Origin of the sequence: Thermomonas fusca DSM 15424 (assembly GCF_000423885.1) — a bacterium.
Lineage (GTDB): Bacteria > Pseudomonadota > Gammaproteobacteria > Xanthomonadales > Xanthomonadaceae > Thermomonas > Thermomonas fusca.
On the sequence record NZ_AUIV01000026.1, the window covers coordinates 19,550 to 44,361 of the forward strand.

17 protein-coding genes are annotated in these 24,812 nt (G+C 69.4%); 11 read left to right on the forward strand and 6 right to left on the reverse strand.

Going from position 1 to position 24,812, the window contains the following annotated elements:
- The first annotated feature begins 12 nt into the window (after window positions 1-12).
- The 10 genes from zipA (at window position 13) to pbpC (ending at window position 18,109) form a co-directional block, all read left to right on the forward strand.
- Entirely contained in the window at window positions 13-729 is a 717-nt protein-coding gene (gene zipA / locus G582_RS0111315) for a cell division protein ZipA (RefSeq protein ID WP_028839929.1), read from the forward strand.
- Between the two features lie 63 nt (window positions 730-792).
- Window positions 793-1,008 (forward strand): hypothetical protein, encoded by a 216-nt coding sequence (locus tag G582_RS0111320; protein ID WP_028839930.1) that lies wholly within the window; start codon window positions 793-795, stop codon window positions 1,006-1,008.
- A gap of 129 nt (window positions 1,009-1,137) precedes the next feature.
- Entirely contained in the window at window positions 1,138-3,510 is a 2,373-nt protein-coding gene (gene ligA / locus G582_RS0111325) for an NAD-dependent DNA ligase LigA (protein ID WP_028839931.1), read from the forward strand.
- 70 nt (window positions 3,511-3,580) lie between these two features.
- The gene (epmA, locus tag G582_RS0111330; protein ID WP_028839932.1) at window positions 3,581-4,552 is read left to right on the forward strand and encodes an EF-P lysine aminoacylase EpmA; all 972 of its coding nucleotides are present in this window, start codon (window positions 3,581-3,583) and stop codon (window positions 4,550-4,552) included.
- Between the two features lie 146 nt (window positions 4,553-4,698).
- Entirely contained in the window at window positions 4,699-5,430 is a 732-nt protein-coding gene (locus tag G582_RS0111335) for a DUF3011 domain-containing protein (RefSeq protein WP_038053902.1), read from the forward strand.
- Between the two features lie 69 nt (window positions 5,431-5,499).
- On the forward strand, window positions 5,500-6,567 hold the full coding sequence (gene mtnA / locus G582_RS0111340) for an S-methyl-5-thioribose-1-phosphate isomerase (protein WP_028839934.1): 1,068 nt from the start codon (window positions 5,500-5,502) through the stop codon (window positions 6,565-6,567).
- Between the two features lie 289 nt (window positions 6,568-6,856).
- Window positions 6,857-9,424: a DNA gyrase subunit A gene (gene gyrA / locus G582_RS0111345; RefSeq protein WP_028839935.1), complete on the forward strand. Its 2,568-nt coding sequence runs from the start codon at window positions 6,857-6,859 to the stop codon at window positions 9,422-9,424.
- Window positions 9,425-9,556: 132 nt separating this feature from the next.
- Window positions 9,557-10,672 (forward strand): HDOD domain-containing protein, encoded by a 1,116-nt coding sequence (locus G582_RS16425; RefSeq protein WP_051247173.1) that lies wholly within the window; start codon window positions 9,557-9,559, stop codon window positions 10,670-10,672.
- Window positions 10,673-10,770: 98 nt separating this feature from the next.
- Window positions 10,771-15,714 carry an alpha-2-macroglobulin family protein gene (locus G582_RS0111355; protein WP_028839936.1) on the forward strand — a complete coding sequence of 1,648 codons (4,944 nt, stop codon included), beginning with the start codon at window positions 10,771-10,773 and terminating at the stop codon, window positions 15,712-15,714.
- Window positions 15,715-15,721: 7 nt separating this feature from the next.
- Window positions 15,722-18,109 carry a penicillin-binding protein 1C gene (gene pbpC / locus G582_RS0111360; protein WP_028839937.1) on the forward strand — a complete coding sequence of 796 codons (2,388 nt, stop codon included), beginning with the start codon at window positions 15,722-15,724 and terminating at the stop codon, window positions 18,107-18,109.
- Window positions 18,110-18,167: 58 nt separating this feature from the next.
- Here pbpC and G582_RS0111365 read toward each other — a convergent pair whose 3' ends face one another.
- Window positions 18,168-18,650, reverse strand: coding sequence for a peroxiredoxin (locus tag G582_RS0111365; protein WP_028839938.1), 483 nt, complete (start codon window positions 18,648-18,650; stop codon window positions 18,168-18,170).
- Between the two features lie 99 nt (window positions 18,651-18,749).
- Here G582_RS0111365 and G582_RS0111370 point away from each other — a divergent pair, with 99 nt between their 5' ends.
- Window positions 18,750-19,655, forward strand: a complete 906-nt coding sequence (locus G582_RS0111370; protein ID WP_028839939.1) for a DnaJ C-terminal domain-containing protein — start codon at window positions 18,750-18,752, stop codon at window positions 19,653-19,655.
- A 79-nt stretch (window positions 19,656-19,734) separates the two neighbouring features.
- On the opposite strand, the gene pilH is transcribed toward G582_RS0111370, so the two are convergent.
- The 5 genes from pilH to sucB all read right to left on the reverse strand — a co-directional run bounded on the left by pilH (window position 19,735) and on the right by sucB (window position 24,807).
- Complete coding sequence (gene pilH / locus G582_RS0111375) at window positions 19,735-20,115, reverse strand: twitching motility response regulator PilH (protein ID WP_028839940.1); 381 nt, start codon at window positions 20,113-20,115, stop codon at window positions 19,735-19,737.
- 58 nt (window positions 20,116-20,173) lie between these two features.
- Entirely contained in the window at window positions 20,174-21,178 is a 1,005-nt protein-coding gene (locus tag G582_RS0111380; protein ID WP_028839941.1) for a YhdH/YhfP family quinone oxidoreductase, read from the reverse strand.
- Window positions 21,175-21,786: an LOG family protein gene (locus G582_RS0111385; RefSeq protein WP_028839942.1), complete on the reverse strand. Its 612-nt coding sequence runs from the start codon at window positions 21,784-21,786 to the stop codon at window positions 21,175-21,177. Before G582_RS0111385 ends, G582_RS0111380 begins: the two co-directional genes overlap by 4 nt.
- Before the next feature lie 276 nt (window positions 21,787-22,062).
- The gene (gene lpdA, locus G582_RS0111390) at window positions 22,063-23,493 is read right to left on the reverse strand and encodes a dihydrolipoyl dehydrogenase (protein ID WP_028839943.1); all 1,431 of its coding nucleotides are present in this window, start codon (window positions 23,491-23,493) and stop codon (window positions 22,063-22,065) included.
- A gap of 93 nt (window positions 23,494-23,586) precedes the next feature.
- Window positions 23,587-24,807 carry a dihydrolipoyllysine-residue succinyltransferase gene (gene sucB, locus G582_RS0111395; protein ID WP_028839944.1) on the reverse strand — a complete coding sequence of 407 codons (1,221 nt, stop codon included), beginning with the start codon at window positions 24,805-24,807 and terminating at the stop codon, window positions 23,587-23,589.
- Window positions 24,808-24,812 lie beyond the last annotated feature (5 nt).

Here is a 24,812-nt window from a genome sequence, read left to right on the forward strand (position 1 = left end):
GGAGATTGCTTGATGTCGGACATGACCCTGCTCCGGATCGGCATCGCGGTGGCGATGTCATTGCTGCTCGGTGCGATCATCTTCTTCGGCCGCAGCCGCAAGGACGGGCAGGGCCGCCGCCTGCCGCGCGAGTCCGCACGCGAGGCCGGCGACCGCACCGAGCCTTCGCTCGGCGAGCAGCTGGCCGACAGCTGGGGCGATGGCGATGCCGAGCAGGACGAACTGCCGTTGGCCACCGGCGCGCCGCAGAGCGAGCTGGGCAAGCGTCCGGTCGATCAGTTCGACCGCATCATTTCGCTGTACGTCGCCGCCAAGGCCGGCAACAAGCTGCGCGGGTCCGACATCGTGGTCGCCGCCGAGAAGGCTGGCCTGACCTTCGGCTACATGGACGTGTTCCACCGCCTGGTGGACGGCCGGCCCGAAGCCGGCCCGATCTTCAGCGTGGCCAACATCATCAAGCCTGGCAGCTTCGACATGGCGCGCATCGCCGAGGTCGAAACCCCGGCCATCGCCTTCTTCCTCACCCTGCCGGCGCCGCTGCCGGCACTGAACGCCTGGGAAACCATGGAGCCCGCCGCGCAGCGCATGGCCGACCTGCTGGACGGTGTGGTGCTGGACGAGGAGCGCAGCGCGCTGGGCCGCCAGCGCATCCAGCACATCCGCGACGAACTGCGCGCCTACGACCGCCAGAACGCCGCGCCGCCGCTGGGCAAAACGTCGCGCTGGTAGCGCCGGCCTGTCCGGCCCGGATCCTCCGTTGTTGCAGGGACACACACACAGCGGGAACAGGCCATGGCGTGGAAGAAGGTCGAGAGCTACAGCTTCGGCTACAAGCCGAGCGACAAGAGATACTGGCTCTACTACACCCTGGAAGGCTCGTCGGCGACCACCCAGGTGTTCCTCAGCCCCACCCAGTTCACCGCCACCGCCGCGCTGTTCAACGCCAGCAGCGCGCTCAGCTACGAAACCACCGGCGGGTACTTTTCCAGCGCACCGCGGATGCTCTGAAACCCACCTCGATTCCGGATCGGACTTTGGTGGGCTTGGGCTTGGCGTGATCGACCGGGGCGAATGCGGACAGAGCCGGAACCCGCCACCGTCCGTTGGCGCTCACCTCGGCAACGCTAAAATCGCGGCATGACCGCCACCCTCGCCGAACGCGCCGCCGAGCTGAGAAAGAAGCTGGAAGACGCCAGCTACCGCTACCACGTCCTCGATGCGCCGGATATCCCGGATGCGGAGTACGACCGTCTGCTGCGCGAGCTGGACGAACTGGAGGCCGCGCACCCGCAGCTTGCGACTGCCGATTCGCCCACCCGTCGCGTCGGCAGCGCGCCGTCGGGCAGGTTTGCCGAAGTCCGCCACGCCATCCCGATGCTGTCGCTGGGCAATGCGTTCAGCAACCCCGATCCGAAACCTGGTGAAGACCCGGACAAGGAAGTGCGCGACTTCGTGCGCCGCATCGACGAGACGCTGGATCGTGGCGAGCTCGCGTTTTCCGCCGAGCCCAAGCTCGACGGCCTGGCGATCAGCCTGCGCTACGAACAGGGCGTGTTCGTGCAGGGTGCCACCCGCGGCGACGGCGCCAGCGGCGAGGACGTGACCGCGAACCTGCGCACGCTGAAGGCGATTCCCCTGAAGTTGCGCGGCAGCGGCTGGCCGGATGTGCTGGAAGTGCGCGGCGAGGTCTACATGCCGCGCGCCGACTTCGAGAAGTACAACGAACACGCGCGCCTGCACGGCGGCAAGGTGCTGGCGAATCCGCGCAATGGCGCCGCCGGTTCGCTGCGCCAGCTGGACCCGGCCGTCACCGCGCAGCGGCCGCTGAGCTTCTTCGCCTACGGCATCGGCCTGGTGGAAGGCGGCGCGCTGCCGGCCACCCATTCGGCCACCTTGGCGCTGCTGCGCGAATGGGGGTTCCCGGTCAGCGAACTGGCGATGGTGGTGCAGGGTGTCGACGGCCTGCTGGATTACTACCGGCGCATCGGCGCGGCACGCGACGGCCTGCCGTTCGACATCGATGGCGTGGTCTACAAACTCGACGACTACGCCGGCCAGCGCGAGCTCGGCTTTGTTTCGCGCGCGCCGCGCTGGGCAATCGCGCACAAGTTCCCGGCCCAGGAACAGATGACCGTGCTGGAGTCGATCGAAGTCAACGTCGGCCGCACCGGCGCGGTGACGCCGTGGGCGCTGATGAAGCCGGTGCAGGTCGGCGGCGTCACCGTCACCCGCGCCACCCTGCATAACGCCGACCACGTGGCACGGCTGGACGTGCGCAATGGCGATACGGTGATCGTGCGCCGCGCCGGCGACGTGATCCCGGAGGTGGTGCAGGTGGTGCTGGACCAGCGCCCGCCGGGCACGCAGCCGTGGTCGATGCCGATGCGCTGCCCCGTTTGCGGCGCGGAGGTGGTGCGCGAGGAGGGCGCTGCGGTGTGGCGCTGCTCGGGCGAGTTGAGCTGCCCGGCGCAGCGGGTGCAGGCGGTGTTCCACTTCGCCTCGCGCCGCGCGATGGACATCGACGGCCTCGGCGAGCGCTACATCGAATCGTTGGCCGAATTCGGCTACCTGCAGGACGTGTCCGACCTGTATCGCCTGACCCTCGATGACCTGCTGGAAATGAAGCGCCGCGTGGACGAGCGCGACGGCTCCGTTCCAGAGACGGTGAAGGCCGGCAAGATCGCGACCAAATGGGCCGACAACCTGATCGAGGCGATCGACCGCAGCCGCGAGACGACATTGGCCCGCTTCCTGTACGCGCTCGGCATCGAACACGTTGGCGAAAGCACCGCCAAGGCATTGGCGCAGTGGTTCGGCGACCTCGAGCTGATCCGCCACCTGCCCTGGCCGCTGTTCAAGCGCGTGCCCGACATCGGTGGCGAAGTCGCGCGCGCGCTGGGCCACTTCTTCGACCAGCCCGGCAACCAGCAGGTGATCGATCGGCTGCTGGCGCGCGGCGTGCGCATCACCGATGCGCGTGCGCCGAATCCGAAGCTGGCCGAGGCGCTGGACCTGGCGACACTGCTGGTCGACCTGGAAGTCCCGAAAATCACGCCGGTCCGCGCCGCCCAGCTCGGCGGTGCGTTCGCCGACGCGCAGGCCCTGCTGGACGCACCGGTGCACAACCTCGTCACCGCCGGCCTGCCGGCTGAGACCGCCGGCGCGCTGGTTGCGTGGCTGGAGATCGAGGCCAACGCCGGCCTGCTGCTGCGCACCGCGCAGGCGCAGGCGGAGCTGCGCGGGCGCCTGCCCGAACGTGGCGAACAGGCGGCCGGGCCGTTGGAAGGCAAGACCGTGGTGTTGACCGGCACGCTGGTGTCGATGGGCCGCGACGAAGCGAAGGAGAAGCTGGAAGCACTGGGTGCGAAAGCGGCCGGCAGCGTGTCGAAGAAGACCTCGTTCGTGGTGGCCGGCGAAGCTGCCGGTTCCAAGCTCGCCAAGGCCGAGGAGTTGGGCGTTGAGGTTTGGGACGAAGCGAAGCTGCTGGCGTTCCTGGCGAAGCACGCATGAGGGTTTCCGATTTTGCTTTTGCCCGCGGGAATGACCGCCCAAAGCATCGCCAGAGCGAACGGGACAGGCCGTGACCGGCTGGCAACCGACCGCCACGTTCGATGCGCTCCGCCTGCGCGCCGCGTTCAACCGCCTGGTGCGCGAATTCTTCCACGCCCGCGGCGTGCTGGAGGTGGAAACCCCGGTGCTGTCGCTGGCCGGCAACACCGAGCCGAACATCGCCTCGTTTTCGCTGCAGTTTTCCGGCCGCACCGACGGCGCGCCGCGCACGCGCTGGCTGCGCACCTCGCCCGAGTTCGCGCTCAAGCGCCTGTTGGCGGCGGGCATCGGCGACTGCTACGAATTGGGTCGGGTGTTCCGCGACGGCGAGGCTGGCGGTCGCCACAACCCCGAATTCACCATGCTGGAGTGGTACCGGATCGGCTGGAACCACCTGCGCCTGCTCGACGAAACCGTGGCGCTGGTGCGCGCCGCGCTGGCGCTGGTCGGGCGCGATGCAGCGCCGGTGGTCACAAGCTTCCGCGACCTCTACTGGCAGCACCTGCAGCTGGATCCCCTGACCGCCGACATCGATACCCTGCGCAGCGCGCTGGGCGAGGTGCGCATCGATCCCGATGGCCTGAACCGCGACGACTGGCTGGACCTGCTGATGACCCACCGGCTGCAGCCGCTGTTCGGCAACGACGTGCTGCTGGCGGTGCACGACTGGCCGGCGTCGCAGGCGGCGCTGGCGCGCATCCGTGCCGAGGATCCGCCGGTGGCGGAACGCTTCGAGCTGTATCTGGGCCCGCTGGAGCTGGCCAACGGCTACCACGAGCTCCGCGATGGGCCCGAGCAACGCGCGCGTTTCGAACGCGATGTGCAGGTGCGCGCACAGCGCGGCCAGCCGGCGATTCCCCTGGATGCCGCGCTGCTGGCGGCGCTGGAGCACGGCCTGCCGGCCTGCGCCGGGGTGGCGCTTGGGGTGGACCGGCTGCTGATGTCGTTGTTGGGCACGCCGCGCATCGCCGATGTGCTGGCATTCGATTTCGCCCGCGCCTGAGCGCGAAGGCAGCCGAAGCTAAATCTGAATGCGTCGTGTCCATACGCCTGGCGGACGCGTTATTTTTGCCTGCGGTTAATCCGGCGCGCCTACAGTCGGAGCCGTGAATCGTGCCCATGCCGGGCCGAGCCAGAAGGAGCCAGCCCATGCGTAGCCAGCTTGTCATTGCCATCGCCCTGTTCGCCGGCTCCGCCGCGGCTCCAGCTGCCGCCCAGTACTACGGCGGCGACGGCTATGGCGATCAGGTCATCCGCTGCGAATCCAACGACGGCCGCACCCGCGAATGCCCCACCGGAGGTGCGCGGGCGATGCTGGAACGGCAGCTATCAAAAGCGCCGTGCATCGAGGGCCGCAGCTGGGGTTCCGCACGCGGCAGCGTGTGGGTGTCGCAGGGATGCCGCGCCGACTTCCGCCTGACCGACCGGGGCGGTGACCGCTACGGCCGGGACGACCGATACGGGCAGGGCTACGGCAACATCGTGCGCTGCGATTCCAACGATGGCCGCTACAACCGCTGCGCGTTCCCCGGTCGCGGACGCGCTGAACTCGTGCGGCAGTTGTCGCGTTCGGCCTGCATCGAGGGCCGCAGCTGGGGTACCGAGCGCGGTAGCGTGTGGGTGTCGCAGGGCTGCCGCGGCGAGTTCGCGGTGCGCCGCGGTGGCAGCTGGGACCGCCCGGATTACGGCTACGGCGGCCGCATGTTCCGCTGCGAATCCAACGACGGGCGCTACGTCGAATGCGCGGCCAACACCCGCGCCGGCGTGCAGCTGGTTCGCCAGCTGTCGCGCGCGTCCTGCATCGAAGGTCGCAGCTGGGGCTATGGCCGCAGTGGCATCTGGGTGGCGCAGGGCTGCCGCGCCGAATTCCGCAGCTTCTGATCGCAGCGGGCGCGTGACGGCATTGCGGGGTGCGCAAGCACCCCGCGATGGCCGTGGTTAAATGCGGGCATGAACGATTCCGCCATCGATTACGACCGCTACGACCACGTCCGCCCGATCCGCTGGAACGGCGAGACGCTGGAATTGCTGGACCAACGCGTGCTGCCGTTCACCGTGGTCCACGAGATCTGCCGCAGCAGCGACGAGGTCGCCGAAGCGATCCGCGCGCTGACTGTGCGCGGCGCGCCCGCCATCGGCATCGCCGCGGCCTGGGGCGTGGTGTTGGCCGGCCGCGGGCTGGAAACCGCCGATGCGGCCGAAGCTTCGCGCCTGCTGGAGCCCGCCATCCAGCGACTCAACGCCGCCCGCCCCACCGCCGTCAACCTGGCCTGGGCACTGGCGCGCATGGGCGACGCGCTGGCTGCGCTGGATCCGGGCGACGACTGGCGCGCGGCGCTGGAGAACGAGGCACTTGCCATCGAAACCGAGGATCTGGCCGCCAACCGCGCGATGGGCCGCGCCGGCGCCGCGCTGATCGCGCCTGGCAGCGGCGTGCTGACCCACTGCAATACCGGCTCGCTGGCCACCGCCGGCTTCGGCACCGCGCTGGGCGTGATCCGCGCCGGCGTGGCCGACGGCCGCATCGCGCGCGTTTTCGCCACCGAGACCCGGCCGTGGAACCAGGGCGCGCGGCTGACCGTGTGGGAACTGGCGCAGGACGGCATCGACGCCACCCTGATCGCCGACGCCGCCGCCTCGCACCTGATGAAGACCGGACAGGTGCAGTGGGTGGTGGTGGGCGCCGACCGCATCTGCGCGAACGGCGATACCGCCAACAAGATCGGCACCTACCAGCTGGCCATCGCGGCCCGCCACCACGGGCTGAAGTTCATGGTGGTGGCGCCGTCCTCCACCGTCGACATGGGCACGGCTTCCGGCGAGTTGATCGAGATCGAGGAGCGCGACCCGGCCGAGCTGCTGTCGTTCCGCGGCAAGCGCGTGGTGGCCGACGGCGTGAGCGCGTGGAATCCGGTTTTCGATGTGACCCCGCATGCGCTGATCGACGCCGTCGTCACCGAAAAAGGGGTGGTCGAACGCCCGGACGCGGCGCGCATGCGGGCGCTGTTCGGCGCCTGAGACGCGGCTTTCGCACCGTTCCCGTGATCGGGCGGGCGGCGTGGACTTCGCCCTCTCGGCCGCGATCCCGCTTCAGGCACCGGGAAATGCCGCTGCGGGGCGACGCATGGCGCCCTGGAAGCCGCGCAACTGCTTGATTTCCGATGGAATCGGGGTGCTTTAAAGGCCCCCGGATGGTATGATTCCGTGTTGTTGATATTCCCGCCGGACGCACTTGCGGAACAGGTTTCCGCTGGTCGCCTGCGGGCCGGAATTCACGATAGGCACCACCACGAAAAACGGACGCACGATGGCCGAATCCGCCAAGGAAATCATCCCCGTCAAGCTGGAAGACGAGATGCGTCGCAGCTACCTCGATTACGCCATGAGCGTGATCGTGGGGCGCGCGCTCCCGGACGTCCGCGATGGCCTGAAGCCGGTGCACCGCCGCGTGCTGTTCGCGATGAACGAACTGGGCGCGCACAGCAACAAGCCGTACTACAAGTCGGCGCGCATCGTCGGTGACGTGATCGGTAAGTACCATCCGCACGGCGACCAGTCGGTGTACGACACGCTGGTACGCATGGCGCAGCCGTTCTCGCTGCGCTACCTGCTGGTGGACGGGCAGGGCAACTTCGGTTCGGTCGACGGCGACTCTGCTGCGGCGATGCGCTACACCGAGGCGCGGATGGCGCGGCTGAGCCACGAGCTGATGGCCGACATCGACAAGGACACCGTCGATTTCCAGCCCAATTACGACGAGAAGGAACTGGAGCCCACGGTCATGCCGACCCGGTTCCCGAACCTGCTGGTCAACGGCTCGGCCGGCATCGCGGTGGGCATGGCCACCAATATCCCGCCGCACAATCTGGGCGAGGTGGTGGACGCGCTGCTGGCGCTGATCGACGACCCGCAGATCGACATCGACGGGCTGATGGAATACATCCCCGGCCCGGATTTCCCCACCGCCGGCATCATCAACGGCGTTGGCGGCATCCACGTCGCCTACCGCACCGGCAAGGGCCGGGTGCGCATGCGCGCCCGCGCCGACATCGAAGTGGCCGACAACGGCCGTGAATCGATCATCGTCACCGAGATTCCCTACCAGGTGAACAAGGCGCGGCTGATCGAGAAGATCGCCGAGCTGGTCAAGGAGAAGAAGCTCGAGGGCATCAGCGAGCTGCGCGACGAGTCCGACAAGGACGGCATGCGCATCTACATCGAGGTCAAGCGCGGCGAATCCGCCGACGTGGTGCTGAACAACCTGTACTCGCAGACCCAGATGGAGTCGGTGTTCGGCATCAACATGGTGGCGCTGGTCGATGGCCGGCCGCGGCTGCTGAACCTCAAGCAGATCCTCGAGGCCTTCGTCCGGCACCGCCGTGAAGTGGTGACCCGCCGGACCATCTTCGAGCTGCGCAAGGCGCGCGCGCGCGCGCACATCCTCGAAGGCCTGACCGTTGCGCTGGCCAACATCGACGAGATGATCGAGCTGATCAAGAGCTCGGAGAACCCGGGCGTCGCCCGCGAGCGCATGCTGGCGCGGCGCTGGCAGCCGGGGCTGGTAGGCGCGCTGCTGGCCGCCACCGGCGCCGAGGCCAGCCGGCCGGAAGACCTGCCGGCCGGCGTGGGCCTGCAGGCGGATGGCTACCAGCTGACCGAGACGCAGGCCCAGCAGATCCTGGAAATGCGCTTGCACCGCCTGACCGGGCTGGAGCAGGAGAAGCTGACCGACGAATACCGCCAGCTGCTGGAAGAAATCGCCGGGCTGATCCTGATTCTGGAAAATCCGGACGTGCTGCTGGAGAAAATCCGCGAAGAGCTGCGCTTGGTCAAGGCCGAGTTCAACGACCCGCGCCGCAGCGAGATCCGCGCCTCCGAGGAAGACCTCGACATCCTCGACCTGATCGCGCCGGAAGACGTGGTGGTCACGCTGTCGCACGCCGGCTACGCCAAGCGCCAGCCGGCCACCACCTATCGCGCGCAGAAGCGCGGCGGCAAGGGCCGCAACGCGGCGGCGACCAAGGACGAGGATTTCATCGACCAGCTGTGGCTGGTCAACACCCACGACACCCTGCTCACCTTCACCAGCCACGGTCGCGTGTTCTGGCTGCCGGTGTACCAGCTGCCGGAGGCCGGGCCGAACGCGCGCGGCCGCCCGATCATCAACTGGATCCCGCTGGAAGAAGGCGAGAAGGTGCAGGCGGTGCAGCCGGTGCGCGAGTACGAGGACGGCAAGTACGTGTTCTTCGCCACCCGCAACGGCACGGTGAAGAAGACCCCGCTGACCGAATACGCGTTCCGGTTGGCGCGCGGCAAGATCGCCATCAACCTGGCCGAGGGCGATGCGCTGGTGAACGCCGAGCTGTCCGACGGCACCCGCGACATCATGCTGTTCGCCAGCAATGGCAAGGCCGTGCGTTTCGGTGGCGACAGCGTGCGCCCGATGGGCCGTACCGCCACCGGCGTGCGCGGCATGAAGCTGGCCGACGGCGAGGAAGTGCGCAGCCTGATCGTGGTGGATGGCGACGGCGACGTGCTCACCGCCAGCGAGCGCGGCTTCGGCAAGCGCACCCCGATCGACGAGTTCCCGAAGAAGGGCCGCGGCACCCAGGGCGTGATCGCGCTCAAGACCAACGAGCGCAACGGCGCGCTGGTCGGCGCCATCCAGCTCACCGAACGCCACGACGTGCTGCTGATTTCCGACGGCGGCACCCTCGTGCGCACCCGCGCCGCGGAGATCGCCCAGGTCGGCCGCAATACCCAGGGCGTGACCCTGATGCGGCTGGCGGCGGACGAGAAGCTGCAGGCGATCGAGCGCCTGGATGCCACCCTGGACGACGAAAGCAGCGACGGCGCGGAAGATCCCGTCGCCTGAGTCCTGGCGCCGGGCCGACGAGGCCCGGCGCGCGCGCGGCTGCCACTCCGTGCTTACATCGGCTAGCCTGTCCCCTTCCCGCACAGGATGCAGCGGGATCCAGGACGTGCAACGGGGCCGGTGGAGTCGCGGATGGATGCTGTGGGATGGGTGGCGGTAGCGGGCACGGTGGCGGTGCTGGCCGGGATCGGCGCATGGTGGTCGTTCCATGCCGACGCGACGGATCGGCGCCCGCCAATCGATCCTGCGGATGCGCAGGATGACGACGAAGACTGGCCGCCGACAGATGCCGGAGACGTTGCCGACCCCGGCATCCCGCGCGGTCGCACGCTGGTGCGCGAACTGTATGCGCTGGCGGTGGACACCAAGACCGTCGGGGCCGGCCCAGTGGCGGTTGCGCCGGAGGAAGCAGCGTCCGCGCATGCGGCCATCGCCGCGGCCTGCGCCAACCTGCTGTCGCGGACGCAGTTCCAGGCCCGGCACATGCCGCGCCGGCCTTACCTGCTGCCCAAACTGATGCGGGCGATCAACGATCCCGACGTATCGCTGGAACACATCGCGCGCATCGTCAGCGAAGATCCGGCGCTGTCGGCCAACCTGCTGCGCATCGCCAACAGCCCGTTCTACCGGATCCAGGAAAAACCGGTCGAAAGCCTGATGCGCGCCGCCACCCTGCTCGGGCTGGACGGGCTGCGCCCGGTCATCGCCGCGGCCTTGGTGCAGCCGGTCATGCAGACCGGCGAAGGCCCGCTGGGCCGGCTGCCCGGGGTGATCTGGGAACACACCCAGCTGGCCTCTGACGTTGCCGCCGGCATGATTCGCGGCGGGCGCGGGCAGGAGGACGCATTCGCCGCGCAGATGGTGGGGCTGCTGCACGGGCTGGGCGCGATCATGGTGGCGCAGGTGCTGCGCGACAACTACGCGCTGCACCCGCACCTGCCGCCGGACCCGCGCACCGTGGCCCGCGTGCTCGACGAACAGACGGCGCCGATGGCGCACCGCATCGCGGTGTCGTGGGAGCTGTCCGAGCGGATCGGCACCGCACTGGATGCGCAGCGTGCGGACGGAATGCCGGCCGATCCGCTGGGGCGGGCGCTGCGCGCCGGGCGGCTGGCGGCGGCGCTGGCGATGCTGGCCCGGCAGGGGAAATTCAGTCGCGACGAAGGCTTGGCGATGCTGGAGGCATGGGCGCAGCACCGCCGGATCCACGCCGATTTCGCCGGCATGTGGGAGCGCCTGCTGGTCTGACCGCGCGTCCTGGCCGGGCGTTCCGCGCCGCGCCATCCTGCGTGCCAGCCCGCGTAGGCCCCCTGTACTCGGCGCGATCCCTCGGAATGGATATCGCGATGATGCGTGCACGGACCTTTCTGCCCGCGCGCCTGCTGGCGCTGCTGTTGCTTGGACTGCTGGCGACGGGAATTGCCGGATGCAAGCGCGACCCGGGCGGGCAACTGCCGGCTCCCAGCGGCGAGGCGATCAAGGCCGAGCGCGCGAAGATCACCGGCTTCGCGGTGGCGCGCGCCTGGCCCGACCAGCGCCCGGACGGGCTGGCGGTGGCGGTGGAATTCTCGCGCCCGCTGGTGGGCACCCAGGATTTCGACAAGCTGCTGGTGATCGATGCCAAGGGCGACGGCCAGAGCGGCTGGGCGCTGTCCGACGACGGCAAGACCCTGCGCTTCCCCTATGTCGAGGCGAACAAGCACTACACGCTGCGGATTTCCGCCGCGCTGACCGCCGCCGACGGCAGCAAGCTGGGCAAGGATCTGGAACTGAAGGTGTTCACCGGCGAGCTGGAACCCGCGGTGGGTTTCGCCTCGCAGGGCAGCGTGATCCCGGCCAAGGAATCGCGCGGGCTGCCGGTGGTGTCGGTGAACGTGGCGGAGGTGGATGTCGAGTTCCTGCGCGTGCGCGACGACGCGCTGCCGAAGTTCTTCGCCGACTACCAGCGCGGCGGCCGTCGCGGCAGCTGGGAGCTGGACCCGTCCTGGTACGACCCGGACGATGCGGACAGCCGCGCGCCGATCGGCAAGCTGGCCGAACCGGTCTATGTCAACCGCTTCGTGCTGGGCGGTGAGCGCAACGAGCGCGTGCTGACCTACCTGCCGCTGCAGGACATCGTCGAGCTGCAGAAGCCGGGGTTGTACTTCGCGGTGATGAAGCGGACCGGCAGCTTCAAGGGCGAGTTCGACGTCGCCTACTTCAGCGTCAGCGACATCGGCCTGCACGCGCGCGCTTACAAGGACAAGCTGTTCGTGCACACCGCCTCGCTGGCCAGCGGCGCCGGCCTTGCCAACGTCGAGCTGCGGGTGCTGGATGCGCGCGGCCAGCCGGTGTTCAAGGGCAGCACCGACGGCAACGGCAACGCGCTGCTCGACTACCGGCTGGACGCCGGGCACGTGCTCACCGCGCTGCGCGGCAAGGACATGTCGATGCTGCCGTTCAACCAGCCGGCGCTGGACCTGTCCGAGTTCGCGGTGGCCGGCCGCGAGCAGGCCTGGTTCGACGTGTTCGCCTGGTCGGGTCGCGACCTCTACCGGCCTGGCGAAACCGTGCGCGTCTCCGCGCTGCTGCGCGACTTCGACGGCCGGCCGGTGCAGGCAAAGGGCGGCAAGTCGCAATCCCTGTTCGTCCGGCTGAAGCAGCCGGATGGCAGGACCTTCGTCGAGTCGCGCATCCAGCCCGGTGTGCAGGGCTACTTCCGCTTCGAGAAAACCATCCCGGTCGAAGCGCCCACCGGCCGCTGGCAGGTGGAGTTCCGCCTTGATCCCGCCAGCAAGGAAGCGGTGCAGGGCATGAGCCTGCGCATCGAGGAATTCCTGCCGGAGCGGATGAAGCTGGACCTCGACAGCGCCGCATCGATCCTGCGTCCCGGCCAGCCGCTGGCGCTGCATGCCAAGGGCGCCTACCTGTACGGCGCGCCGGCCGCCGGCAACCGTTTCACCGCCAAGCTGGCGGTCAGGGTGGACCAGCACCCGCTGGAAAACCTGAAGGGCTGGTTCTTCGGCGATCCCACCGTGGCGCTGCCGAAGGACGCGGTGGATGTCGTCGATGCCGAACTCGACGCGAAAGGCGAGCTGCGCAAGGACATCGCCCTGCCCGAGGAAGTGAAGGCCAGCACGCCGGTGCAGGCCATCGTGTCCGGCAGCCTGTTCGAATCCGGCGGACGCAGCGTCAACCGCAGCCTCGCGCGCACGCTGTGGCCGGCCGATGCGCTGGTCGGCGTGCGCCCGCTGTTCGACGACGAGGATGGCGCCGACGCCAATGCCAGCGCCGGCTTCGAGCTGATGCGCTACGGCAGCGACGGCCGGCCGCGGCCCGCCACCGGGCTGAAGGTGTCACTGGTGCGCGAACACCGCGACTACCACTGGAGCCATGACGAGGACAGCGGCTGGCGCCACGATTTCACCCGCCGCTTCCAGACGCTGGAGACGCGCAGCGTCGATGCCGGCGGCACCGCGGCGCGGATCAATTTCCCGGTGGAGTGGGGCGACTACCGGTTGGAGGTGTTCGACCCGGCAACCAGACTGACCATGCGCTATCCGTTCCGCGCCGGCTGGGGCTGGGGCGACGAGAACCGCGGGCTGGACGCGCGCCCGGACAAGGTCAAGCTGGCGCTGGACAAGACCGCCTATCGCGCCGGTGACAAATTGAAGGTCACGCTGACGCCGCCGCATGCCGGCAAGGGCGTGGTGATGGTGGAAAGCGACCGCATGCTGTTCGTGCAGTCGGTGGACGTGAAGCCTGGCACCGTGGTGGAAATCCCGGTGACCCAGGACTGGGAGCGCCACGACGTGTACGTGACCGCGCTGGTGTTTCGCGGCGGCAGCGCGACCAGCAAGATCACCCCGGCGCGCGCGGTGGGCGAGGTGTTCGTGCCGATGGATCGGCGCGACCGCAGCGTGGCGGTGGGCCTGGCGGTGAAGAAGCTGGTGCGCCCGCAGCAGCCGCTGCAGGTGACGCTGAGCGTGCCGCAGCTGGCCGGCAAGACCGCCTACGCCACGCTGTCGGCGGTCGATGTGGGCATCCTCAACATCACCCGCTTCCCGGTGCCGGATGCGGGCGCGCACTTCTTCGCTCAGCGCCGCCTGGGCGTGGATGCCTACGACATCTATGGCCGCGTCATCGAGAGTTTCGACGGCGGCGTCGCCAGGCTGCGCTTCGGTGGCGACATGGCGCTGGCCGCGCTGCCGCAGGCGCGCCGGCCCACCGCGCGGGTGCAGACGGTGGACCTGTTCTCCGGGCCGGTGAAGCTGGATGCCAGGGGCATTGCGCGGGTGTCGCTGCCGGTGCCGGATTTCAACGGCACCCTGCGGGTGTCGGCGCTGGTCTATGCCGATGCGCAGTACGGGCATCGCGACGCCGAGGTGGTGGTGCGCGCGCCGATCGTCGCCGAGGCCAGCATGCCGCGGGCGATGGCGCCGGGCGACCGCGGCATGATCAGCCTGGACATCACCAACTTCACCGGCAAGGCCGGCGAGTTCAAGGTGAAGCTGGACGGGATTGGGCCTGCCGCGATCGGCGACGCCAGCCGCACGCTGAAGCTGGGCAGCGAGGCCAAGTCCACGCTGAGCTTCCCGCTCACCGCGCAGGACGGTTATGGCGTTGCCCAGGTGCGGGTGCGGGTGGATGGCAACGGCTTCAAGGTGGATCGGAAATACGACCTGCCGGTGCGCGCGGCATGGCCGCAGGTGCTGCGCTCGCGCACGCAGGTGCTGGGCGCAGGCGAGGCGGCGTCCATGGATGCCGGGTTCGCCGAGGGGCTGCTGCCGGGCTCGGTGCGCGCGCGCATGCTGGTCAGTGCGCTGCCGCCGATCCCGTTCGGCGCCGCGCTGAAGGGCGCGCTGGACTATCCCTATGGCTGCGCCGAGCAGACCGCCAGCAAGGGCTATGCGGCGCTGGCGCTGGATGCGGAAACGGCACAGCGCTTCGGCGTGGCGGGGCTGGATGCCGGCAAGCGGCGCGCGCGGATGGAGGGTGCGTTCGGGCGGCTGGCCTCGATGCAGGCGGGCAACGGCCACTTCTCGATGTGGGGGGACGACGACAACGTCGATCCGCTGCTGACGCCCTACATCGCCGAATTCCTGCTGGACGCGCGGCAGGCCGGCTTCGTGGTGCCCGAGGCGGTGCTGCAGAAGGCGCTGCAGCGGCTCAGCGAGGACCTGCTGTCCGGAGGCAACGAGTTCTACGGCCGCAGCCACCGCCAGTACCTCAAGTTCGCCTACCAGGCGCATGCCGGCTACGTGCTGGCGCGGGTCAACCGCGCGCCGCTGGGGACGCTGCGCGCGCTGTATGACAACGACCGCAAGCAGGCGCTGAAAGGGCTGCCGCTGGTGCAGCTCGGACTGGCGTTGTCGATGCAGGGCGACAAGGTGCGCGGCGGCAAGGCGATCACCGCCGGCTTCGCCTTCGAGGGCGACCGCCACGACTGGCTGGGCGACTACGGCACGCCGCTGCGCGACCTGGCGCTGATGATCGCGATGACCCACGAGCGCGGTTATGCCAGGCCGGCCTTTGATGCCAAGGTGATCGAGGTCAGCCGCGAACTGGACGCGCGCCGTCGCGCCTCGTCGTGGTTCTGGCTGAGCACGCAGGAGCAGATCGCGCTGGCGCGGCTGGGCAAGGCGCTGCTGATGGACGTGAAAAAGGAAGTGGCCGGCAAGCTGGTCACCGGCGGCGTCGAAGAGGCCATCGCCAAGGCGCGCAGCTTTGCCCGCGACGTCGATTACGCCACCCTGTCCAAGGGCCTGCGCTTCATGCCCAGCGGCGAGCCGCCGTTCTACGCCAGCCTCGATGTGGCCGGCGTGCCGCGCGCCGCACCTGCGCCGGATGCCAGCGTGATCAAGGTCGAACGCGCGCTGTTTGGCACCGACGGCAAGCCGTGGGTGCCGCGTCCGCTGAAGGAAGGCGAAGCGCTGATCGTGCGGGTTGCCATCACCGCCGACCGCGACATGCCCGACGCGCTGCTCACCGACCTGCTGCCGGCGGGGCTGGAGATCGAGAACTTCAACCTCGGCGATGCCAAGCAATGGGCCGACGTGGTGGTGGACGGCATCGGCATCGGCGAACGCGGCGACAGCGTCAACCTGCGCCACGAGGAGTTCCGCGACGACCGCTACGTGGCCGCGCTCAAGCTGGACGCGGGCAGCACCGCCAAGCTGTTCTACCTCGTGCGCGCGGTCACCCCCGGCAATTACACCGTGCCGCCGCCGCTGGCGGAGGACATGTACCGGCCGGCGCTGCGCGGGGTGGGCAAGGCGGTGCCGGAGCGGATCACGGTGGTGCAGCCCTGAGGCCGCGATGACGTTCGCAAGTGCGTTGCGCCGCCAGCGCTGGCGGCGCCTGCTGGCGTGGTTGCGCTGGGGCACGGCCGCACTGCTGCTGACCCTGCTGGTCCTTGATTTCGCCTTTCCGCTGCCGCTGCCCAAGGGCCGCGATTCCGCCACCGTGGTGACCGCCCGCGACGGCAGCCCGCTGCGCGCGTTTGCCGACGCGGGAGGCGTGTGGCGCTATCCGGCCACGCCGGAGCAGGTGTCGCCGCTGTACGTGCAGGCGCTGCTGGGCTACGAGGACCGCTGGTTCTGGCGCCATCCCGGCATCAACCCGGTGGCGATGCTGCGCGCCGGCGCGCAGATGCTGGCCAGCCGGCGCATCGTCTCCGGCGGCTCCACCCTGACCATGCAGGTGGCGCGGATCATCGATCCCGGCCTGCACGGCGCGCGCACCCGCAGCGTCGCCGGCAAGCTGCGCCAGCTGCTGCGCGCGCTGCAGCTGGAGGTGCATCTGTCCAAGCGCGGGATCCTCACCCTGTACCTGGAGCGCGCGCCGTTCGGCGGCACCATCGAAGGCGTGGAGGCCGCCAGCTGGGCCTACCTGGGCAAGCCGGCGGCGCGGCTGTCGCATGCCGAGGCCGCGCTGCTGGCGGTGCTGCCGCAGGCGCCCAGCCGGCTGCGCCCGGACCGCTATCCCGACGCGGCGCAGGCTGCGCGCGACAAGCTGCTGGCGCGGATGGCCGCGCGCGGCGTGTGGACGCGCGCACAGGTGGAAGATGCGCGCATCGAGAACGTGGTGTCGCGCCGCCTGCGCGCGCCGATGGGCGCCGCGCTGCTGGCGCAGCGCCTGCACGCCGCGCGGCCGCAGGCACGCCGCATCGTGTCCACGCTGGAGCCGGCCCTGCAGCGTGCGCTGGAGGAACGGGTCGCGGCGTATTTCTCCGACCTGCCGCCGCGCACCTCGGCGGCGTTGCTGGTGGTCGACAACGCCAGTCTGGAAGCGCGCGCCTACGTGGGCTCGTTGGCCTTCGCCGACAAGGCGCGGCTGGGCCATGTAGACATGGTGCAGGCCTGGCGTTCGCCCGGCTCCACCCTCAAGCCGTTCCTGTACGGGATGGCGCTGGACGAAGGCCTGGTGCATTCGGAAAGCCTGCTGGTCGATGCGCCGCAGTCGTTCGGCGGCTACCGGCCGTCCAATTTCGATACCGCTTTCAACGGCCCGGTCAGCGTGGCCGAGGCGCTGCGGCTGTCGCTCAACGTGCCGGCGGTGGACCTGCTGGACCGGGTCGGGCCAGCGCGCTTCGCCGCGCGGCTGGAGCACGCGGGCATCACCCTGCGGCTTCCGCGTGGGGCGGCGCCGAACCTGTCGATGATCCTGGGCGGCACCGGCGCGCGGCTGGAGGATCTGGTTGGCGCGTTTGCCGCCCTGCAGCGCGGCGGCATCGCCGGGCGGGTGCGCTATACCGGCGATGCGCCGAAGCTCGAACGCCGCCTGCTGTCGCCCGGCGCGGCCTGGATCGTGCGCGAGATCCTGGCCGCCCATCCGCGCCCCGGCGAGGCCGAGGGCATGTTCGACACCGGCCGGCGCCCGCAGGTGGCGTGGAAGACCGGCACCAGTTACGGCTTCCGCGATGCCTGGGCGATCGGCGCAACGCCGCGCTACAGCGTGGGCGTGTGGGTGGGGCGGCCGGACGGCACCCCGCTGCCCGGCCAGTACGGCGCGGTCACCGCACTGCCGCTGCTGTTCGAAGTGGTCGACAGCCTGCCGCGCGCGCCCGGCGATTCGCGGCGCGTGCCGATGCCCGGCAGCGTGGCCGAAACCGACATCTGCTGGCCGCTGGGCACTGCCGCCAGCGCGCAGCCGGACGCGCTGTGCCAGCGGCGACGAGAGGCGTGGACGCTGGATGGAGTGGTGCCGCCGACCCTGCCGGAGCGCCAGGCGCGGCTGTGGAGCGCCGGCATCGAGCGCTTCGAAGTGGACGCCGGCAGCGGACGCCGGTTGTCCGCCGACTGCCGGTTGCCGCATGTCGCGCAGGCGCGACAGATCGCGCGCTGGCCGGCGCTGGCGATGCCGTGGCTGCCGGCGGCCTGGCGTGCCGGGGCGAGCCTGCCGCCGCTGGCCGACGACTGCGCGGACGACGGCCGCGGCGCGCTGGAAACCCTGCGTATCGAAGGCGTCAACGATGGCGCTGTGCTCGCTGCGGCGCCGGGCCGCGGCGCCGGCGTGCGGCTTGCGCTGCGTGCACTGGGCGCCGGCGCGCGGGTGCAGTGGCTGCTGGACGGCCGCTGGATCGGTGAAACCGCAGGTGGCAGGCCGCTGCTGCACGAATTCGCCGAGCCGGGCCGACACGAACTCACCGCGCTGGCCGACAGCGGCGCCTGGGACAGCTTGCGTTTCTCGATCCTGCCGCGGTAACCGTGACGCGCCGGGCAAAGATGCGCGAATGCGCATCGCGCCGCGGTCGCAGGTGCAATCAGGCCGGAAGATTGGCCAGCACGTTTTCCGCCGACGACACCCGGTATTCGCCCGGCGCCTCCACCCACAGGCCGCGCACGATCTCGTTCTCGGCATACAGCGCGAAGCGCTTGCTGCGCACGCCCATGCCGTAGCCGCTGGCGTCCAGCTCCAGCCCCAGCGCGCGGGTGAAGTCGGCATTGCCGTCGGCCAGCATCTTCATGCCCTGCGGCACGCCCTGGCTGTTGCCCCAGGCCTGCATCACGAAGGCATCGTTCACCGCCATGCAGGCGACCTCGATGCCCTTGGCGCGGAACACATCGAAATGCTGGATGAAGCCGGGCAGGTGGCGTTCGGAGCAGGTCGGCGTGAACGCGCCCGGCACCGAGAACAGCACCAGCTTGCGTCCGCCGAACAGGCTGTGGGTGTCGATCCGGTGCACACCGTTGTCGATGTACTGCAGGACCGCTTCGGGAAGGTGCTGACCGACTTGAATCGACATGACCGGGCCTCACTTCGATGAGCAGGCAGTCTAAGGCCTGTGACTGCACTTGGGCTGCGCGGTGGGATAATCCCCGCACGCAGACCGCAGGGAGCATCGATGGAATTCAAGGACTACTACGGGATCCTCGGGGTCGAAGCCAGCGCGGGCGAGGCCGAGATCAAGACCGCCTACCGCCGGCTGGCGCGCAAATACCATCCCGACGTCAGCAAGGAAAAGGGCGCCGAGGACAAGTTCAAGGCGGTCAACGAAGCCTATGAAGCGCTGCGCGACCCGCAGAAGCGCGCGGCCTACGACCAGCTGCGCGCCGGCGGATACCGCCCCGGCGACGAGATCCGCCCGCCGCCCGGCGGCTTCGGCCGCGGGCAGGGCGGGCAGCCGGATTTCGACTACGACAAGATCTTCGCCGGCGGTGGTGCCGGCGGCGGTTTCTCCGATTTCTTCGAGAACCTGTTCGGCCAGCGCGCCCGCGGCAACGGCGGTGGGCGCCCTGGGCAGCCGGCGGGCGACACCCGCGCCAAGCTGGCGGTGCCGCTGAGCGCGGTCTACAACGGCAGCAGCGTGCGCATCGGCGTGGGTGGCAAGACCCTGGACGTGCGCGTGCCCAAGGGCGTGCGCCCCGGTCAGGTGATCCGTCTGGCCCGGCAGGGCAATGGTGGCCGCGACCTGCTGCTGGAAGTGGAATACGCCGCCGACCCGCAGTTCGAGGTCGATGGCCGCAACGTCATCCATGTGCTGCCGGTGGCGCCGTGGGAAGCGGCGTTGGGCGCCACCCTCAGCGTGCCCACGCTGGGCGGGCCGGTGGAACTGAAGATTCCGGCCGATTCCGAATCCGGCCGCAAGCTGCGCCTGCGCGGGCGCGGCCTGCCGGGCAGCGGCGGCGCGGCGGATGGCGACCAGATCGTCGAGCTGGAAGTCCTCGCCCCGAAGGCGCACAACGACGCCCAGCGCAAGGCCTACACGAAGATGCGCGATGCCTTCGGCGACGACTGGCGGCGGGGGTGAGCCGGCCTCTCGGGTGGGGTTTCAGGTTAAGCCCCACCGGCTGCGGTGACGTTCGCTGCTGAGGCCGCGCCCGCAGGAGTTACGCGGCGCTCGGGCCGGTGACCAGATACTGGTTGATCACATCGGCCAGTTCGGATTCGCTGAACGGCTTGGTGATGTAGGCCTTGGCGCCCTGGCGCATGCCCCAGACGCGGTCGGTGTCCTGGTCCTTGGTGGTGACCAGGATGACCGGGATGTGCTTGGTGGTGGCCTCGCGGCTGATCGAACGGGTGGCCTGGAAACCGTTGAGGTTCGGCATCACCACGTCCATCAGGATCAGGTCCGGCAGCTCGCGCTTGGCCGCTTCCACGCCGGCGGCGCCGTCCTCGGCGGTGAGTGCGTCGTGGCCGAGCTTCTCGACGATGCGTCGGATGCTCATCAGCTGGGAGGGCGAATCGTCGACGATCAGGATGCGTGCCATGTGAATCCCCGGGTATGCGGGTCGATTGTAGCCGCAGGCCCGCGGCCTGCAAGCGCGGTCAGATGACAGGCGCGATGCGCACCACCGTACGCCCCAGCGCGCCGCCGGCAAGCATGCCGTCGAACACCTGCGGCAGTTCGTCCAGGCTGGCTTCGCGGGTGCAGATCGCGGCCAGGTTGTCCGGCTTCCAGTCGCCGGCCAAGCGGCGCCAGACCTCGTCACGGATGTCGCGGGCGGTGCCGGCCGAGGCCACGCCCAGCAGCGAGACGCCGCGGATGATGAAGGGCATCACGGTGGCGTGCAGCTCATGCGATGCGGCCAGCCCGCAGCTGGCGACGTTGCCGTAGGGGGCGGTCTGCGCCAGCAGGGCGGCCAACATCGGCCCGCCGACGCTGTCCAGGCCGCCGCCGAAGCGGGCACTGTCCATCGGCTTGGTGGTGGCCAGCGCGTCGCGGCCCAGCACGTCGGACGCGCCCAGTGACTTCAGGTAGTCCGCATGTTCGGGCTTGCCGCTGATCGCGTGCACCTCATAGCCGGCCTTGCTGTAGATGGCGACCGCCATCGAACCCACGCCGCCAGTGGCGCCGGTCACGGCCAACGGGCCGAGCGCGGGGGTCTGCCGGTTTTCGGTCATCCGCAGCAGGCCCAGCGCCGCGGTGAAGCCGGCGGTACCCAGGATCATCGCTTCGCGCAGGCTCAGGCCCGCGGGCAGCGGGATCACCCAGCGCGCATCCAGCCGCGCGACTTCCGAATAGCCGCCGTCGCGGGTTTCCGACAGCCCGCTGCCGGTGACCAGCACGGCGTCGCCTTCGCGGAACGCGGGATCGGTGGACGCCACCACGTGGCCTGCGACGTCTATCCCTCCGACCAGCGGGAAGCTGCGCAGGATCTTGCCCTTGCCGGTCCCGGCCAGCGCGTCCTTGTAGTTGACCGAGGAGTAGGCGGCCTTCACCACCACTTCGCCGGGGTTGAGGTCGTCCAGCGACAGGGTTTCGATGCCGCTGCGGTAGCCGGCGGCGTCGCTGTGGATGCGGAAGGCCCGGAACGTCGCCGGAATGGTCATACATCCTCCGGGGTGAGGTTGAGCTGGCTGCGGCGCTTCTCGTCCAGCCATTTGTCGGCGTGCGCGGGCACGTAGGCCTGCATCCATGCCAGCAGGGCGTCGATGTCGCCGCCGTGCCACATGTCCTGCCGCTGCTCGGGATGCAGGAAGCGCTCGCGCACCATCGTGTCCAGCATCGCCATCAGCGGCTGCCAGAAGCCGTTGACGCCTAGGAAGGCGCAGGGCTTCTTGCCGAGGCCCAGCTGGCGCCACGTCAGCATCTCGAACATTTCATCGAGGGTGCCGAAGCCGCCGGGAAGGGCGACGAAGCCGTCGGCCAGCTCGAACATGCGCGCCTTGCGGCTGTGCATGGAGTCGACCACTTCCAGCCGGGTGACGCCCTTGTGAGCGACCTCCCAATCCACCAGCTGTTGCGGGATCACGCCGACCACCTCGCCCCCGTGTTCCAGCACGGCATCGGCCACGATGCCCATCAGGCCGACGTTGCCGCCGCCGTAGACCAGCGCGATGCCTTCGCCGGCGAGGCGCTTGCCGAGCGCGCGGGAGAGGATGGCGTAGGCGGGATCGTTGCCGGCGTTGGAGCCGCAGTAGACGCAGAGTGTTTTCATGCGCGGATTATCGCGCGCCCGAACGAAAAACGGCGCACCGGGGTGGCCGTGATTTTCGCGTGGTATCCGACAAGGCTGGAGCGTGGCGCGGGGTTTTCGCGACAATCGGCGGCATGGGTTCGGCGCATCGCGCCGGACGGGCAGACCATGGATGGTCTGCCCCGGTCCTGCCGCATGCGCAGGAAAGCGCATGCGAGCAGGCCGCCGATTAGCCTACATGGACGTACTTGCGGCGTGTCGCGGAAACCCCGCGCCACGATCCGGCCGCCAGCGAGATCAGTTGGCCTTGTGGATCGCCCGCTTGTGCACCGCCATCGCGGCGTCGTGCACGGCTTCGCTCAGCGACGGGTGGGCGTGGCAGATGCGCGCCAGGTCGTCGGCGCTGCCCTTGAACTCCATCGCCAGCACGCCTTCGTGGACCAGCTCTGACACGTTGGCGCCGACCAGGTGCATGCCCAGGATGGTGTCGGTTTCGGCATGTGCCAGCACCTTCACGAAGCCTGCCGGCTCGGCCATCGCCACCGCGCGGCCGACCGCCGCGAACGGGAAGCTGCCGGCCTTGTACGGGGTGCCTTCGGCCTTCAGCTGCTCCTCGGTCTTGCCAACCCAGGCGATTTCCGGCTCGGTGTAGATCACCCACGGGATGGTGTCGAAGTTGACGTGGCCGGGCAGGCCGGCGATCAGCTCGGCCACCGCGATGCCTTCCTCGAAGCCCTTGTGCGCCAGCATCGGCCCGCGCACGCAATCGCCGACCGCCCACACGCCATCGACGCCGGTGTGGCAGTGCTCGTCGACCACGATCTGGCCGCGCTCGTTGACCTGCACGCCGGTGCCATCGGCCAGCAGGCCCTTGGTGGCGGCGCGGCGGCCCACGGCCACCAGCAGCTTGTCGACCACCAGTTCCTGGGCCGCGCCCTTGTCGTCGGTGTAGCTGATATGGACGCCGTCCTTCTTGACCTCGGTGGCGGTGCACTTGCAGCCCAGCTTGATGTCCAGGCCCTGCTTCTTGAATTCGCGCGCCGCGACCTTCGCCACTTCCGCATCGGCGGCGGCGAGGAAGTTCGGCAGGCCTTCGAGGATGGTGACCTCGGCGCCCAGGCGCTTCCACACGCTGCCCAGTTCCAGGCCGATCACGCCGGCGCCGATCACGCCGAGGCGCTTCGGTACCTTCTCGAGGTCCAGCGCGCCGACGTTGTCGATGATGTGCTCGCCGAACTTGGCGAACGGCAGCTCGATGGAATCGGAACCGGCGGCGAGGATGACGTTGGTGGCCTTCAGCGCGACTTCGCTACCGTCGTGCTGCTTGACCGTCACCACGTTGCCCGGCTGCAGCTGGCCGAAGCCGTAGAACGCGGTGATCTTGTTCGCCTTGAACAGCGCGGCGATGCCGCCGGTGAACTGCTTCACGATGCCGTCCTTGCGGGCGACCATCTTCTTCACGTCGATCGCGGGCTTGTCGAAGCTGATCCCGTGCTGGTCGAAGATGTGGCCCATGTTCCAGAACTGGCGGCTGGAATCCAGCAGCGCCTTGGACGGGATGCAGCCTACGCGCAGGCAGGTGCCGCCCAGCGCCGGCTTGCCGTCCTTGCCCAGCGCGGCGTCGATGCAGGCGGTCTTCAGGCCCAGCTGCGCGGCGCGGATGGCGGCGTGGTAGCCGGCCGGGCCGGCACCGATGACGACGACGTCGAATTGCTGTTGTTCGCTCATTGCTTCATTCCTGAACTTGGTAGCGGGGGCAGGCTCCGGGCCCGCGGTGCCCCGAAACAGGACGGGAACCGTTGCCGGTTCCCGTCGCCGGAATCACATTCCCAGCAGCATGCGGTGCGGGTTTTCGAGCTGGTTCTTGATGTCGACCAGGAACAGCACCGCGTCCTTTCCGTCGATGATGCGGTGGTCGTAGCTCAGCGCGATGTACATCATCGGCGCGGCGATCACCTGGCCGTTCTCGACGATGGCGCGCTCCTTGATCGCGTGCATGCCGAGGATGGCGCTCTGCGGCGGGTTCACGATCGGGGTGGACATCAGCGAACCGAAGGTGCCGCCATTGGTGATGGTGAAGGTGCCGCCCTGCAGGTCGTCCAGGCCCAGCTTGCCGTCGCGCGCCTTCTTGGCGTAGTCCGCGATGCCCTGCTCGATCTCGGCGAAGCCCATCCGCTCGACGTTGCGCAGCACCGGCGTGACCAGGCCCTTGTCGGTGGACACCGCGATGCTGATGTCGGCATAGCCGTGGTAGATGACGTCGTTGCCATCGACCGAGGCGTTGACTGCCGGATGACGCTGCAGCGCGTTCGCCGCCGCCTTGGCGAAGAAGCTCATGAAGCCGAGCTTGATGCCGTTGGCCTTGACGAAGTCGTCCTGCAGCTCCTTGCGCATCTCCATGACCTTCGCCAGGTTGACCTCGTTGAACGAGGTCAGCATGGCGATGGAGTTCTTCGACTGCATCAGGCGCTCGGCGATGCGGGCGCGCATGCGGGTCATCGGCACGCGTTCCTCTGGACGCGCGCCGCCGGTCACGCCGGCGGTCTTGCCGCTGGCGTAGTTGACGATGTCTTCCTTGGTGACCATGCCGCGGCGGCCGGTGCCGGCCACGTCGGCCGGGTTCACGCCGGAGGTGGTGGCGGCGAAGCGCGCACCCGGCGGCAGGTCGCCACCCACGGGGTTGGGCGTGGTGCTGGCCGGCGCCGCCGCGTGCAGCGCCGCGGCCTGGGCCTTGGGCATCACCTGCTCGGCACCGGCGGCCGGCTTGGGCGCTTCGGCGGCGGGGGCGGCGGCAGCGGCCGTGGCGCCTTCCTCGATCACCGCGATCACCTGCTGGCTGTTGACGGTGGCGCCGGCTTCGAACTTGATCTCCTTGAGCACGCCATCGACCGGCGAGGGCACTTCCAGCACCACCTTGTCGGTTTCGAGATCGAGCAGGTTTTCATCGCGCTTGACCGCGTCGCCGGCCTTCTTGTGCCAGCTGGCGATGGTGGCGTCGGAAACGGATTCGGGGAGAACCGGGACTTTGACTTCAATGGCCATGAGGG